This is a genomic window from Actinomadura oligospora ATCC 43269, assembly GCF_000518265.1.
In the GTDB taxonomy this organism is placed as follows: Bacteria; Actinomycetota; Actinomycetes; order Streptosporangiales; family Streptosporangiaceae; genus Spirillospora; species Spirillospora oligospora.
Map to the genome: position 1 here is coordinate 40,359 of NZ_JADG01000019.1, position 14,849 is coordinate 55,207.

Consider the following 14,849-nt stretch of genomic DNA (forward strand, 5'->3'; position numbering starts at 1 on the left):
CTCAATCGGAGCCGTCGGCGCTGCCTGGATCGTCCGTGCCGCCTCGATCACCCGCGACGCCCGCCTCGCGGAGCACCGCGCCGGTCGGGCGGGGACGGCCGAGCACCCCGGCCCGGACGCCCCGGGCCAGGGCGCGCCCGAGCACCGCCCGGTCGGAGGACCCGGCGAAAGTGCGCGACCAGCGGCGCAGGGTCGCCCCGGCGTACAGCGCCCGCTCCGCCGGGGCGAGCCCCGCGCTGCCGGTGAACAGCCAGATCTTGTTGCGGACCTCGTAGAAGAACCGGTCGCCCGGATCGTCGGACGCGTCGCCGAACGTCCGGGTCTTGTGCACCGCGACGCTGTCCGGGCAGTACAGCCCGCGCCGTCCGCGCAGCAGGCGGGTCGTGAACTCGAAGTCGTCGTTCCACAGGAAGTAGTCGGCGACCGGCAGCCCCCGCTCGCGGACCACGTCCGCGTCGACCAGGACCGACACGAACGACGCCGACCTGACCGGACGGCAGCCGACCGCGGCCGCGGCCTCGCGTTCGGCGGCCGAGACGCCGGGCTTGTCGCGCGGGGTGTTCATCGGGTGGTCGCGGCCGTCGGTCCACACGACCCGTCCGGCCACCAGCGCCGGCGCGTCGCCCGCGTACCGGTCCCGCGCCGCGACCAGGGCCGAGAGCGCGTCCGGCCGGGGGACGGTGTCGTCGTCCATCAGCCAGACCAGGGCGGCGTCGCGGGCCAGGGCGCGGGCGATCCCGGCGGCGAACCCGCCCGCGCCGCCGATGTTGCGCCCCGTCCGGACGACCTCCAGCGGGAACGGGTCGCCACCGGTGTCCCGGCGGGCGCGCAGGAACGCCTCGGTGTCGTCGGACGAGGCGTTGTCCACCACGATCACCGCGTCCGGCGGACGGGTCTGCGCCGCCACCGCGTCCAGCGCCTCGGCCAGCAGCTCCCGGCGGTCGTGGGTGACCAGGACGGCGACGACGGACATCAGCCGGCCGCGCGGCGCGTGAGGCGGGGCCTGACGCCGGGCTCGCCGGCCTCGCCGTCGGCGGGCGGGGGCGGCGGCTCGATGCCCTTGAGGCGTTCCACCATGTGCCAGTAGCCGACCCGGAGCCGCCAGACCGCCGGATTGCGTTCGCTCATGCGCCGGGCCGCCAGCTTGGGCAGCGCGGTCCCCCGCTGCTCGCGCAGTTCGGCGCTGAGCACCCCGACCTCCTGCCGCAGCCCGGCGATCCGGTCGAGCAGGGTGAGGATGGTGTGCGACGCGGCCTCCACGATCGCGTCCCGTTCCGGCGGCCGGTTCTCCTCGTCCGTGACGGCCTGCTCGGGCGGCAGCAGTTCGGCGAGGTCGCCCACGACGTGCCATCCGGCCCGCCGGACGGCCTCGACCAGCTCCTTGGCCTGCACCTCGGCCCAGGCGCGCCGGTCGGCGGGCAGCCGGACACGGCCGGACGGGCCCTGCCCGGGCAGCACCTGCAACGCCAGCAGGTCGGTGACGAGCCGGTGGTACAGCCACATCGGGACGTCGTCGTCGACCGCGTTGTTGACCGCGCGGAGCAGTTCGGTCTCGGTCCAGCTCAGCGAGGAGTTCGGCCGTCCGGACCCGACGTCCACCGAGTCCGGGTCGATGCCGGTGAGCCCGGCGAACCGCTCCCACAGCAGCGTCCGCGGAGCGTCCGGCCGGGGGACGGTCAGCACGTGCACCCGCTCCGGCGGAACGTGCGCCGACCAGCGGCCGAGCACCGCCGGGATGTCGTGGACGAGCCAGAACCACTCCGCGGCGGCCTCGTCGCGCGGGCCGTCGATCACCTCGTCGAGCCACTGCCCGAAGTCGTAGTGGAAGCGGTGCTTGACGTACTCCTGCCATTCCGAGGGCAGCAGTCCGGCCAGATCGCGGGCCGAGTAGACGATGTGCACCGGCAGTGGGGCGAGCGAGCGCACCACGCGGGCGGCGGCGTCGGCGTCCGCGGCGCAGATGACCTCGTTGGAGATCACCGCGATCCGGGCGTCCGAGTCCTTGATCTCGGCGGCCATCGCGTCCCACGCGCCGGTCCAGTCGCCGCCCGGCTCGCCCTCCTCGGGGACCAGGCCGCGCAGGTCGCGGGTGGCGCGCACCTGCGCGTCGAACGATCCGCCGGGCAGCAGGACACCTTGTTCCGCGAGCACGCCGGGGTTGTCCCACAGCAGGCTCTGCAGGAACGTCGTGCCGCTCTTGGGCGCCCCGATGTGAAGGAAGACCGCGGGTCCGGACGCGTCGGAGGTGCCCTCGGCCACCGGAGTCTCCCCATTCCATACCGACAAACTTGGACGATTCTGTATCTTAACTACGCATCACTGATCGAGTGAGCAAAGCCCTCATACGTCGCATGCGGCACGTGAACCGCCGTGGAAAGACGAGCCGTGAACGCTGATCTTGTTGTGGTGGGCTCCGGATTCTTCGGGCTCACCGTCGCCGAGCGCTGCGCCCGTGACCTCGGCCTACGGGTCCTGGTCCTGGAGCGCAGGCCCCACCTCGGCGGCAACGCCTACAGCGAGCCCGAGCCCGAGACGGGCATCGAGATCCACCGGTACGGCGCGCACCTGTTCCACACCTCCAATGAGCGGGTGTGGGAGTACGCGAACCGGTTCACGGCCTTCACCGACTACCGCCACCGCGTCTACTCGACCTACAAGGGCCGCGTCTACCAGATGCCGATCAACCTCGGCACGATCTGCGAGTTCCTCGGGCGGGCGGTCGGCCCCGACGAGGCGCGCGCCCTGGTCGCCGCCCAGGCCGCCGAGGTCACCGACCCGGCGAACCTGGAGGAGAAGGCGATCTCGCTGATCGGGCGCCCGCTGTACGAGGCGTTCATCCGCGGCTACACCGCCAAGCAGTGGCAGACCGACCCGCGCGAGCTGCCCGCCGAGATCATCACCCGGCTGCCCGTCCGCTACACCTTCGACAACCGGTACTTCAACGACCGGTACGAGGGGCTGCCGGTGGACGGCTACACCGCGTGGCTGGAGCGGATGGCCGACCATCCGCTGATCGAGGTCCGCCTCGAGACCGACTTCTTCGACCTGCGGGACGAGATCGCCGGATCCGTCCCGGTCGTCTACACCGGCCCGCTCGACCGCTACTTCGGCTTCGCCGAGGGCGAGCTCGGCTGGCGCACCCTGGACTTCGAGACCGAGGTTCTGCCCACCGGCGACCACCAGGGCACCCCGGTGATGAACTACGCCGACGAGGACGTGCCGTACACCCGCGTCCACGAGTTCCGCCACTTCCACCCCGAGCGGACGCACTACCCGGACGACCGCACCGTGATCATGCGCGAGTACTCGAGGTTCGCCGGCCGCGGCGACGAGCCGTACTACCCGATCAACACCCCCGCCGACCGGGAGCGGCTGCTGCGCTACCGCGCCATGGCCCGCCGCGAGGACGGCGTCCTGTTCGGCGGACGGCTCGGCACCTACCAGTACCTCGACATGCACATGGCGATCGCCAGCGCCCTCGGCCTGGTCGACAACCGGCTGCGCCCCCACTTCACCGAGGGCGCGCCGCTGATCAGCGGAGGAACCGACGAATGACCGACCCCATCGACACCACGGCGGACACCACCACGGCCGCCGGCACGGCCGCCGCCATCGGGACGGCCTCCGGCGCGGACGGCCTGCGGGTGCTGCACCGGGTGATCATGCCCGCCGAGCGCGACCTGGACGTGCTGCGCCTGTACGTGGACGGGAACGTGGTGTTCGGCCGCCGCTCGGCCGACCTCGCGGACGCCGCCGAGCAGCCGGCGGCCGAGCGCGACACGGTCCCGGCCCGCGACGGCGCCGCTGGGTACAGGTCGTCCTCCAAGGACGACAGCGCCGAGATCATCGGCCGCCGCGGCATCGCCGTGCCGTCCGGCACGCGAGTGTCGTTCTGCACCTACTTCAACGCCTTCCCCGCCGGGTACTGGCGGCGCTGGAGCACGGTCGAGACCGTCCGGCTGCGGCTGGCGGTGCGCGGCGAGGCGACCGTGCTGGTCTACCGCTCGTCCGGCAAGGGCCACCTGGAGCGGATCAAGGCGCTGCGGTTCGACTCCGAGGCCTCGGTCGAGCAGACCGTGGACCTGCCGCTCGCGCCGTTCATCGACGGCGGCTGGTACTGGTTCGACATCATCGCCGACGGCCCGGCCGCGGTCCTCGACCGGGCCGAGTGGTGCGCCGTCACCGAACCGGCGACGCCGGGCACCGCCACCATCGGCATCACCACCTTCAACCGGCCGAAGTTCTGCGTCGAGCAGCTCACCGCGCTCGCCGCCGCGGGCGACGTGCTGGACGTCGTCGACGAGATCATCGTCGTCGACCAGGGCACCGACCGCGTCGAGGACCACCCCGACTTCGCCGCTGCCGCGGAGGCGCTCGGCGACCGGCTGCGCGTCATCGACCAGGCCAACCTGGGGGGCTCCGGCGGCTTCGCGCGCGCCATGCACGAGACCGTCGAGGCCGGGCGCAGCACCTACACGCTGCTGCTGGACGACGACGTCATCCTGGAGCCCGAGGGCATCGTCCGCGCCGTCACCTTCGCCGACCTCGCCCGCGCCCCGATGATCGTCGGCGGCCACATGCTGGACCTGTACAACCGGTCGGTGCTGCACGTGTTCGGCGAGACGATCGCGCGCTACCGCTGGTGGATGGAGCCCGCCCCGCACACCTTCCTCGGCCACGACCTCGCGCACGCGCCGCTGCGGCACACCCCGTGGCTGCACCGCCGCGCCGACGTGGACTACAACGCCTGGTGGATGTGCCTGATCCCGGTCGAGGTCATCGAGAAGATCGGCCTGTCCCTGCCGTTCTTCATCAAGTGGGACGACATCGAGTACGGCCTGCGCGCTAAGCAGGCGGGCATCACGACGGTGTCGCTCCCCGGTGCGGCGGTCTGGCACGTCCCGTGGCACTCCAAGGACGTCATGACCGACTGGCAGGCGTACTTCACCGAGCGCAACCGCATCGTCACCGCGCTCATCTACTCGCCGTACGAGCGCGGCGGGAACATGCTCAAGGAGAGCCTGTTCATCACCATCAAGCACGCCCTGGCCATGCAGTACTCCACGGCCGAGCTGATGCTGACCGCGATCGAGGACGCGCTCAAGGGCCCGTCCGACCTGCACCCGTCGATCGTCACCAAGATGGGCGAGCTGCGCGACCTGCGGTCCCGGTTCGTGGACGCCCGCGCCGAGTCCGACCTGGACGCGTTCCCGCCGGTCCGCCGCCGCAAGCCGCCGCGCCGGGGCCGCGGCGTCGCGGCGCCCCACGACCGCAAGGCGATGATCCGGACCGCCCTGCTCGGCGCGGCCCGCCAGCTCAGGCCGGTGGACGAGCACCCGCGCACCTACCCCGAGGCCGTCGTGCCGCACGTCGACCAGAGCTGGTGGCTGCTCACCAAGTTCGACAGCGCCCTGGTCTCCTCGGCGGACGGCACGAAGGCCGCCTGGTACCAGCGCGACCCGCGCCGCTTCTGGTCGCTGGTCCGCCGCGCCAACACGCTGCACGCGCGGCTGATGAAGGACTGGGACGCCCTGTCCGCCCGCTACAGGGCGGCGCTGCCCGAGCTCACCTCCCCGGACGCCTGGCAGGAGACCTTCGCGAAGGCCGGCAAGCCCGCTCCCGTCGCCAAGTCGGAGGCGGCCGCCAAGGCGGCGGCCGAGGTCGAGGCCGCCACGTCCGCCCGGGTGGACGTCCCCGCTGTCTCCCTGGACTCGGCGGCCGACGCGGCCCCGGGGGTGGATGAGAGCGGCCGGGCCGGCTGATGTCCGACGCCTCGGGGGAGCATCCGGACGTCGCCTCGCCCGGACCGGGCGCGGCCTATGCGCCGCGTCCGGTGTCCGGCATGGCGTCGGACCCGTTCCCGGACGCCCCCACGCGGGACGCCTTCAGGCAGGACGCCCCCACACCGGGTCCACGCGACCCGGGTCCGGATGAGCCGGGTCTCCGTGAGCCGGACGCGTGGCAGGCGGACGCCGGGCTGGTCGCGCCGGGCCGGGGTGGCGGGCTCGGGGACGTCCTCCAGCGGCGGTACCTGCTGCGACTGGTCGTCCGGCGGGAGCTGCGCGCCCGGTACCAGAGCTCGCTGCTCGGGTTCGGATGGTCGTACGTGCGGCCCGCGGCGCACTTCGCGGTGTTCTACTTCGTGGCCGGGAAGTTCCTCGGGATGAGCCACCGGGTCGATCATTTCCCGATCTTCATGTTCTCGGCCCTGGTGCTGGTCTCGTTCTTCAACGAGACGCTGATCAACGCGACCCACGCGGTGCTCGGGAACGCGGCGCTGGTGCGCAAGGTGTACCTGCCGCGCGAGCTGTTCCCGGTGGCTTCGCTGCTGGTCTCGCTCGTCCACCTGCTGCCCGGCCTCGGGATCGTGGTGGCCGTCGCGGCGGCGTGGGGCTGGACGCCGTCGCCGGCCGCGCTCGGGTCGGCGCTCCTCGGGTTCCTCATCGTCGCGACCCTCGGCCTCGGTCTCGGCCTGGCCTGCGCGGCGCTGCACGTGTTCTACCGGGACACCGACAAGGTCGTGGACATCGCGACGCTGGTCGTCACGTGGTCGGTGCCGATGATCTACCCGTGGCACGTCGTCGAGGACACCGCCCCGCACTGGGCGTCCGAGCTGTACCTGGCCAATCCGCTCGCCGAGGCCGTGCTGCTGTTCCAGCGCGCGTTCTGGTGGCCGACCACCGACGGGACGTTCCTGTTCCCGCCGCACCTCACCCGGGACGCGGTGGCCGCCCTCGCCGGGTCGGTGCTCGTCCTGGTCGTCGGGCAGTACGTCTTCGCCCGCCTGCAGCGCCGCTTCGCCGAGGAGCTCTGACGTGACGCGAGCAGCGAGGTGACGCCCGCGCTGGTGCTGGACGGGGTGAGCAAGCAGTTCACGCTCCGGCACGCCCGGTCGATCAAGAACATCACCGTCCGGGCGCTGCGCCGCGAACGGCTGCGCGACCGGTTCACCGCGCTGGACCAGGTCTCCGCCGAGGTCGCGGTCGGCGAGTCGGTCGCGCTGCTCGGCACCAACGGCTCCGGCAAGTCCACCCTGCTGAAGATCATCTCCGGCGTGCTGCCGCCCGACTCGGGACGCGTCCTGGTCCGCGGCCGCGTCGCCGGGCTCATCGAGGTCGGCGCGGGCCTGCACCCCGAGCTCACCGGACGCGAGAACGTCTTCCTCAACGGCGCGATCCTTGGGATGGACCGCGCCGAGACCGTCGCCAAGTTCGACTCGATCGTCGAGTTCGCCGACATCGGCGCGTTCCTGGACCAGCCGGTGCGCTTCTACTCGTCCGGCATGTTCATGCGCCTGGCGTTCTCCATCGCCGTCCACACCGACCCGGACGTCTTCCTCATCGACGAGGTCCTGGCCGTCGGCGACCCGCTGTTCCGGGACAAGTGCATCGCCCGCCTCACCGAGTTCCGCGACAGCGGCCGGACGATGGTCATGGTCGCCCACGACGTCGCCCTGCTGCGTTCGCTGTGCTCGCGCGGGATCTTCCTGGAGCGCGGGAAGGTCGTCTGGGACGGCGACATCGACACGGCGGCCGATCTCCTCGTCCGTAAGCGCAGGCAGCGCCGTGCGGCCCTGGCCGCCGGGAGAGCGCCGAAGCTGGGCTAAGTTGATGGACGGTCTGCGCCGTCCGAAAGATGGGAGAGTGTTCCGGTTGAGGGTGCGACGTCTGATGTGCGCCTTGGTCGCCGGAGCGCTGCTGCTGAGCGGGTGCGGGGCGGACGGCAAGGAGCGGAACAAGGCCGGGAAGCCGAAGGGCGGCGTCACGGCCTCCCAGCCCGCCCGCAAGCCGAACATCCTCTACGTCCTCACCGACGACCTGTCGTGGGACCTGGTCGACCACATGCCGAACGTCAAGCGCCTGCAGCAGCAGGGCATGACGTTCTCGAACTACTTCGTGGCCGACACGCTGTGCTGCCCGTCCCGCGCGTCGATCCTGACCGGCAAGTACCCGCACAACACCGGCGTGCTCAGCAACGACCCGCCGACCGGCGGCTACGACGTGTTCAACTCGCGCGGCAACGAGCAGAACACGTTCGCCGTGGCGCTGAAGAACTCCGGCTACCGGACCGCCCTGATGGGCAAGTACCTCAACGGCTACGAGGCCACCAAGAAGCAGGGCTCGTCCCGCACCTACGTCCCCCCGGGCTGGACGGAATGGGACGTCACCGGCCTCGGCTACGCGAACTACAACTACGACCTCAACAGCAACGGGACGCTGACCCACCACGGCTGGAAGCCGGGCGACTACCTCAACACCGTCATCACCGGCAAGGGCGTCGACTTCATCAACCGCTCGGCGGAGGCGAAGCAGCCGTTCCTGCTGGAGATGTCCACCTTCTCCCCGCACAGCCCCGCGACCGCCGCGCCCGAGGACACGCGCAGGTTCGGCTCGCTCAGGGCGCCCCGCACCCCCGGGTTCAACGAGCCGGACATCGCTGACAAGCCGGGCTGGCTGCGCGGCTACCCGGCGCTCAGGAAGAAGCAGATCGCCGCCGTCGACGCGGCGTTCCGGGACCGCGTCCGGGCCGTCCAGTCGGTGGACCGCATGATCGGCAGGCTGCTCGACACCCTCCGGGCACGCGGCCTGGCGAACGACACCTACGTCGTCTTCAACTCCGACAACGGGTACCACCTGGGCCAGCACCGCCTGGAAGAGGGCAAGCTGACCGCCTACGACACCGACATCAAGGTCCCCCTGATCGTCGCCGGTCCCGGCGTCAAGGCGGGGGCCACCGAGCCCCGCTTCGCCCAGAACACCGACATCTGCCCCACCTTCCAGGACCTGGCGGGCCTGACGCCGCCCGAGTCGGCGGACGGTCGTTCGCTGGCCCCCCTGCTGCGCGGTGAGCCGGTCGCGTCCTGGCGCAACACGGCCTACATCGAGCATCTGGGCCCGCGGTTCCAGGCGGACGACCCGGACCTGCCCACGCGGTTCGGCGGCAACCCGCCGACCTACCATGCCGTCCGGACCCAGAACGAGCTCTACGTCGAGTACGAGAACGGCGACCGCGAGTACTACGACCTGACCAGGGACCCGTGGGAACTGGCCAACATGTACCCCCAGGCCCCGCCGTCCCGCAAAGCCGAGCTGAGCGCCCTGGTCAACGAGTACCGCACGTGCGCCGGTCCCCGTTGCCGCAACCTCTGACGGCCGCCGCCGCGCCGGGACCCCACCGGGCCGGGCATTAGGGTTCCGGTGTGTATTACCTGGTCGGCACCACCGGATATCCCAACTACGGGGACGAACTGATCGCGGCGGCCTGGCTCCGGCATCTGGCCGTGGTCGCCCCCGACAAGGACGTCTGGCTCGACTGCCCGAGTCCGGGGAACGCCGCCGTGCTGCTCGACGGCCTGCACCCGAGGGCGCGGTTCACCGACACGTTCTGGCGGTTGTGCTGGGAGGCGCCGTCGGACGAGGCGTGGGAGGTCGCACACTGGGTGCGGCGGGCCATGCGCGACCCGTGGACGGCGGTCCGGTTCGCGGCCGGGATCGAGCTCGCGGCGACCGCGGAGATCGTGCACCTGATCGGCGGCGGATACGTCACCGGAATGTGGCCCCGCCACTACGGGCTGCCCGCCGCGGCGGCGGGCGCGGTCGAACGGTCGGGTGGACGGGCCGTGATGACCGGCCAGGGGCTCTGGCCGCTGCCCGAGTACGGCGAGGGGCTCCTGCCCTGGCTGGTTCCGTCGTTCGAGCTGGTCGACGTCCGGGACGAGCCGTCCGCCCGGATCCTCGGCGACGCGACCGCCGTCAGCCGGACGGGCGACGACGTGTTCCTGGACCTCGGGCCGCACCTGTACCGGTATCCCGGCGAGCCGCTGCGCGAGGTCATGCTCTGCCTGCAGTCGGACCTGCTGGCCATGCCTCGTCCCGCCTTGGCGGCCTTCGTGCGGAGCACCCTGCGCGACTGGGGCGTCACGCCGGATCAGGTCGGCGTCGTCGAGGGCATCCCGGGCGTCGACCGCGCGGTCTTCGACCTGCTGGAGCCCGACCTTCCTGGGGCCCGGTTCTATCCGTTCGCGGGCGTCTGGAAACACGGACTGCCCGCGGAAGCCGGGCAGACCTGGATCTCCACCCGGTTCCACCCGCACCTGCTCGCCGCCGCGGCGGGCGCGAACGGCGTGGCCGTCACGATCAACGAGGAGTACTACCCGGTCAAGCACCGCTCGCTGACCGACCTCGGGACGGCCTGGACGGTCACCGACGGCCGGACGACCCCGTCGCGTCCGTCCGGCGGCGGCCTCGACGCCGGGGTCACGCGCCGGATGGGACGGGAGAAGGCCGGGCTCGCCGCCAGGATCTACGGGGCCTAGGGCTTCCCCGTCTTGAGCCGGGAGCTCATCCACTGGAGCACCTTCGGCAGGACGCGGTTCCAGGTCTCGAAGTTGTGGCCGCCGACCGGGAGGGTCAGGGCGTCGGCCTGCATCGGGGGCTTGACGAGGGAGAGGAACCGCTTGGTCCCCGCCTCGTTCCTCTCGCCCTGCTCGCTGGTGGTGACCAGGGCCGAGACCGGGGGAGCGGGGAGGTTCCGCAGCCGCCAGAACAGGTCGTTCTCGTTGCGCACGGCGTCGCTCCCGCCGTACAGGTCCCCGGTCGTCACGTCCTTGACGGCGTTGTAGTAGCCGGACATCGACGCGGCGGCCGAGTAGACGTTCGAGGCGCGCATGGCGAGCTTCAGCGAGCAGTAGCCGCCGGTGGACAGGCCGAAGACGCCCCAGCCCGAGCGGTCGGCCGCCACCGGATAGGTGCCGCGCACAGCCTCCGGGAGGTCCTGGGCGAGGAAGGTCGCGGTCTGCGGGCCGCTCAGGACGTCCATGCACTCGGTGTCGCGCCCCTGGCCGATCGTGGGACGCAGCAGGACATAGACGGTCGGCTGGACGCGGCCCGCGTTCATCTCGTCCAGGGCGGTCTGCGGGACCTTCACCCGGTCGACCAGGTTCCGGACGGCGCCCGGGTAGCCGCTCAGCCCGACCGCGACCGGGAAGCGCCGCTCCTTGCCGCCGGGCTGGAAGTACTGCGGCGGCAGGTAGACGTAGGCGCGGGCGTGCAGGCCGGACCGGACGCCGCGGATGTCCACGGTGTCCAGGCGGCCGTCCTTCTCGGGGACGTGACCGAACGAGGGATCGGGATCCCGGCGGATCAGCTGGGACACCGCGGTCGGGGAGCCCTTCGCCGACGTGACGATGCGTCCGCCGTCCTCGCCCGCGGCGCCGGCGAGTTCGCCCCAGGTCGCGTAGAAGCCGAAGTTCCGGTTCACCAGGACCAGCACCAGGCCGATGACCAGGGCCTGCGTGCCCGCGAACGCGCCGAGGCGGGCGATCGTGAACAGGGGGCCGGGACGGCCCAGCCGACGCCAGCCGGCGATGGTGCCGGTCACCGCGGCCAGCACCGCGGCGGTCAGCAGGATCAGCAGCGGCCAGCCGGTCAGAGACACGGGCGCTCCCGGGGCTGTTGTCCGAAGGTGGTCAAGGGAGATTACCGGCTTTGTGGATCTTTCGATGCCGCCGGTTGGAGATCCCCTAATATGCCGGGTCCTGAAGCGATCCAGAGGAAGCGCCGGGCGGCTCCCCTCCCGTCGCGTCCCCACCTTCGACGAAGAGGACCTATGCGCAAGTCCCTGATCGCCGCCTCGGCCGCCGCCGTCGCGGTGGCCGCCACCGGCACCGCCGTGTGGGCGTCCGCCGGCGGCGGGCACCGGTCGTCCGCGCTCCCCGCCGCCGACTCGGTGAACGCCGCCGCCACGCCTCGCACCCCGACCAAGGTGATGTCGCAGGGGTTCGCCGACCCCGGTGCGCTCAAGGTGGGCCGGACGTACTACGCCTACGGGACGCGGGGGGCGGTGCGGCACATGCCGGTGGCGTCCGCGCCGTCCGCGCGCGGGCCGTGGAAGCTGAACGGCACCGACGGCCTGCCGAAGCTCGGCGCGTGGGCGAACCCGGCCAAGCCCGTCTGGGCGCCGGACGTGTCGCGCCGCCCGGACGGTTCGTACCTGCTCTACTACACGGCCTGGAGCAACAGGTACCGGCACATGTGCGTCGGCGCGGCCACCGCCAAGAGCCCCGCCGGGCCGTTCAAGCCGGTGGGGACCGGGCCCCTGGAGTGCGTCGCGCCGAAGGCGGCCCGGCACAAGGGCCTCGCCCCCGGCGAGATCATCGACCCGTCCGCGTTCACGGTCGGACGCGACCACTACCTGCTCTACAAGGTCGGCTACAACGGAGCCAAGCCGTGGAAGCCGTCCTTCCTGGTCATCCAGAAGATGACGGCGGACGGCACGCGCAAGTCCGGTGCGGCCAGGGTGATCCTGACCGAGACGAGCGAGCCGTACACGGTCGAGGCTCCGTACATGGTCAAGCATGGCTCGGCCTACGTGCTGTTCTACTCGGCCGGGTTCTACGGGAACGACACGTACCAGACGCGCTGGGCCACCGCCTCCAGGCCGACCGGGCCCTTCAAGAAGGGCGGCGTCCTGATGTCGACCGCGAGCCTCGGTAAGAAGGTGCGCGGGCCGGGCGGCGCGACGGTCATGAACGACGGCGGGACCTGGCGTCTGTTCTTCCACGGCGCGATCACGCTGAAGCCGCTGTCCCGCACCCTCTACACGGCCGAACTGGGCTGGTCGGGAAACCGGCCCCACGTCCGCTGAACGGACGGCCGCCCTCGGCGACGCGGGACGGTGCGGCGTCCTCCTCCCCCTGGCCGGATGTGGTCAGGGGGAGGGGATGGGTGATCTTCGGTGCTGGTGGGGGTGGGGGGTTCGAGTCGGGCATCGCGGGGCGTGTTCGGTTGAACGGGGCGCGCGGGCGGGGGAAGGTCTTTACTCTGGGCGGGGAGGATCCACAGCCGAGCCTGCCCTGAAGTGTCCGCACCGTCCTGTGACCTGGGGTCTGCCGACGTGACCGATGTGCCGAGCGGTTCCGTGGGCGCGCGCATGGTCCAGGCGGACCGGCTGTACGTCGGGTGGCGGTACGCGCAGGTCCACCAGGATCCGGGGCCTCCGCCGAGCGAGCCGGAGCCGGTGCGTCCGGAGGGCGGACGCGCGGCGTACGCGGCCACGGGGCGACTGAGCGCCGACCACCTGACCGGACGTCCGCTGCGCGTCATCGCGGCCGGAGGCGGCCTGTTCGCCCTGCTCATCCTGCTGTGCGCGATCCTCGGGGTGCTGCCGTGGGCGTTCGCCGGGACGGGCCTGGTCGCGTGCGCGGTGGTGCTCGGCATCACCGGGACGCCGCTGTGGCGCAGCCAGCAGAACGCGCGGGCGCGCATCGAGGCCGAGGCGGCGCTGGCCGAGCGCGAGCGGGTCGCGCGGGAGAAGGAGCGTGCGGCACTCGCGCGTGCGCACGAGGACGCGCGCCGGGAGTGGGAGCGGAAGCAGTCCGCCTACGAGGCGCAGCGTGAGTGGTACCCCGTCGCCGTCCCGCCCGGGGTCGACCGGGTCGACGTCGTCGGCGGGACGCTCGCCGGGTGGACGGCCGCGGTCACGACCATGGGCGCGGCGCGCCTCGCGGTCGGCGCGCGGGTCACGGTCATCGACCTCTCGGAGGGCGCGGTCGCGCGGGACCTGCTCGGCGTCGCGGCGCAGCGCGGGGACGACCCGCTCGTGTGGGTCCTGCCCGGCGACCTGCCCCGGCTGGACGCCACGCGCGGGCTCGCCCCCGAGGCGCTCGCCGACGTGCTGTCGCTCGTGGTCAGCGCCGGGGAGGAGGAGGGCGGGACGCGCGACCTGTCGTTCGACAACTCCATCCTGGAGCGGATCCTCGAGGTGCTCGGCCCGGACGCGACGATCCCGCGCGTCACGGCCGCGCTGCGCGTGCTCGCCCAGGTCGGAGACCCGCGCGACGACCTGCGGCGGGGCCTGCTGACCGACGAGGAGCTCGCGCGCGTGGCGTCCCTGTTCGGACGCGACGCCACCGACCGGATCGTCATCAAGCGGGCGTGGGCGCTGGAGGCGCAGCTGCGGAAGCTGGAGCGCCTCGCGGCCGAGCCCGTGCGCCTGCCGCCCTCGCGACTGCACGTGATCTCGATGGACCGGCGGGCGGGCGTCCTCACCAACCGCGTCCTCGGGACGTACGTGGCGACCGCGCTGACGCACCGCGTCCGGGAGGCCCCGCCGTCCGGACGCTGGGACCACACGCTGTTCCTCACCGGCGCGGAGAAGCTGCGCGGGGACGTCCTGGACCGGCTCATCGACGCCTGCGAGGCCACCGGCACCGGGCTCGTCCTGATGTACCGCTCCATCACCGCGCACGTGCGCGAACGGCTCGGACGGCGCGGGCACGCGGCGGTCGGGTTCATGCGGCTCGGCAACACCGAGGACGCGCGCGTCGCCGCCGAGCACATCGGCGCGGGCCCGCCGCTGCTGGTCGCCGAGATCACCGACGTGGTGGGGGAGAACCTCACCGACCCGTCCGACGGGTACGCCAGCACGGTCGCGTTCGCCCGGCGGCGCGGCGACGGCCTGACCGACCCCGCGTGGACGCCGCTGCCCGGCCCCGCCGCCGACGACTCGGTGCTGGTCGAGCAGATCAGCACCGCCACGTCCTGGGGACGGAGCCTGCTCGGGACGCCCGGGGGCAAGCAGCGCCACCGCGAGCTGGTCGTCGAGCCCGCGCAGCTCCAGGAGCTCCCGCCGACCGCGATGGTCTTCACCCACGCGGGCGGCTCGGGCCGCCGGACGCTCCTCGTGGACGCCAACCCCGGCATCATCACGCTCCCGACCGCGCACACCATGGAGTTCGAGGAGTACCTCCGCGAACAGCAGGCCCTCCCCGAGGACGAGACCGAGGACGAGGACGAGGACTAGGACCCTGCCCGTCCCGTCCGCTGCGGTGATCACGGCGGTCACGTCGG

Annotated in this window: 11 protein-coding genes; 8 read left to right on the forward strand and 3 right to left on the reverse strand. The window is 72.4% G+C overall.

What is annotated here, in order from left to right; genetic code table 11:
* Nucleotide 1 precedes the first annotated feature (1 nt).
* The gene (locus P696_RS48460; protein ID WP_051468238.1) at nt 2-973 is read right to left on the reverse strand and encodes a glycosyltransferase; all 972 of its coding nucleotides are present in this window, start codon (nt 971-973) and stop codon (nt 2-4) included.
* Nucleotides 973-2,259, reverse strand: a complete 1,287-nt coding sequence (locus P696_RS48465; RefSeq protein ID WP_051468239.1) for a hypothetical protein — start codon at nt 2,257-2,259, stop codon at nt 973-975. Before P696_RS48465 ends, P696_RS48460 begins: the two co-directional genes overlap by 1 nt.
* Nucleotides 2,260-2,385: 126 nt before the next feature.
* Here P696_RS48465 and glf point away from each other — a divergent pair, with 126 nt between their 5' ends.
* Genes glf through P696_RS0127160 form a run of 6 tightly spaced genes read left to right on the forward strand, consistent with a single transcriptional unit; the run spans nt 2,386 to nt 10,315 of the window.
* The gene (gene glf, locus P696_RS0127135) at nt 2,386-3,555 is read left to right on the forward strand and encodes a UDP-galactopyranose mutase (protein WP_051468240.1); all 1,170 of its coding nucleotides are present in this window, start codon (nt 2,386-2,388) and stop codon (nt 3,553-3,555) included.
* The gene (locus P696_RS48470) at nt 3,552-5,762 is read left to right on the forward strand and encodes a glycosyltransferase (protein ID WP_064744128.1); all 2,211 of its coding nucleotides are present in this window, start codon (nt 3,552-3,554) and stop codon (nt 5,760-5,762) included. The genes glf and P696_RS48470 overlap by 4 nt, the downstream gene beginning before the upstream one ends.
* A complete protein-coding gene (locus P696_RS57560; protein WP_245627821.1) occupies nt 5,762-6,814 on the forward strand; it encodes an ABC transporter permease in 1,053 nt (350 codons plus the stop codon). The genes P696_RS48470 and P696_RS57560 overlap by 1 nt, the downstream gene beginning before the upstream one ends.
* Before the next feature lie 18 nt (nt 6,815-6,832).
* Nucleotides 6,833-7,606: an ABC transporter ATP-binding protein gene (locus P696_RS57565; protein ID WP_026414781.1), complete on the forward strand. Its 774-nt coding sequence runs from the start codon at nt 6,833-6,835 to the stop codon at nt 7,604-7,606.
* A 52-nt stretch (nt 7,607-7,658) separates the two neighbouring features.
* Complete coding sequence (locus tag P696_RS48475) at nt 7,659-9,149, forward strand: sulfatase family protein (protein WP_245627840.1); 1,491 nt, start codon at nt 7,659-7,661, stop codon at nt 9,147-9,149.
* Between the two features lie 50 nt (nt 9,150-9,199).
* Complete coding sequence (locus P696_RS0127160; protein ID WP_026414782.1) at nt 9,200-10,315, forward strand: polysaccharide pyruvyl transferase family protein; 1,116 nt, start codon at nt 9,200-9,202, stop codon at nt 10,313-10,315.
* On the opposite strand, the gene P696_RS0127165 is transcribed toward P696_RS0127160, so the two are convergent.
* Complete coding sequence (locus P696_RS0127165; protein WP_026414783.1) at nt 10,312-11,436, reverse strand: alpha/beta hydrolase; 1,125 nt, start codon at nt 11,434-11,436, stop codon at nt 10,312-10,314. The genes P696_RS0127160 and P696_RS0127165 overlap by 4 nt on opposite strands.
* Nucleotides 11,437-11,607: 171 nt before the next feature.
* Here P696_RS0127165 and P696_RS48480 point away from each other — a divergent pair, with 171 nt between their 5' ends.
* Nucleotides 11,608-12,645 (forward strand): glycoside hydrolase family 43 protein, encoded by a 1,038-nt coding sequence (locus P696_RS48480; RefSeq protein WP_051468241.1) that lies wholly within the window; start codon nt 11,608-11,610, stop codon nt 12,643-12,645.
* A gap of 249 nt (nt 12,646-12,894) precedes the next feature.
* Nucleotides 12,895-14,802, forward strand: a complete 1,908-nt coding sequence (locus tag P696_RS48485; protein WP_245627822.1) for a hypothetical protein — start codon at nt 12,895-12,897, stop codon at nt 14,800-14,802.
* The last annotated feature ends 47 nt before the right edge of the window (nt 14,803-14,849 follow it).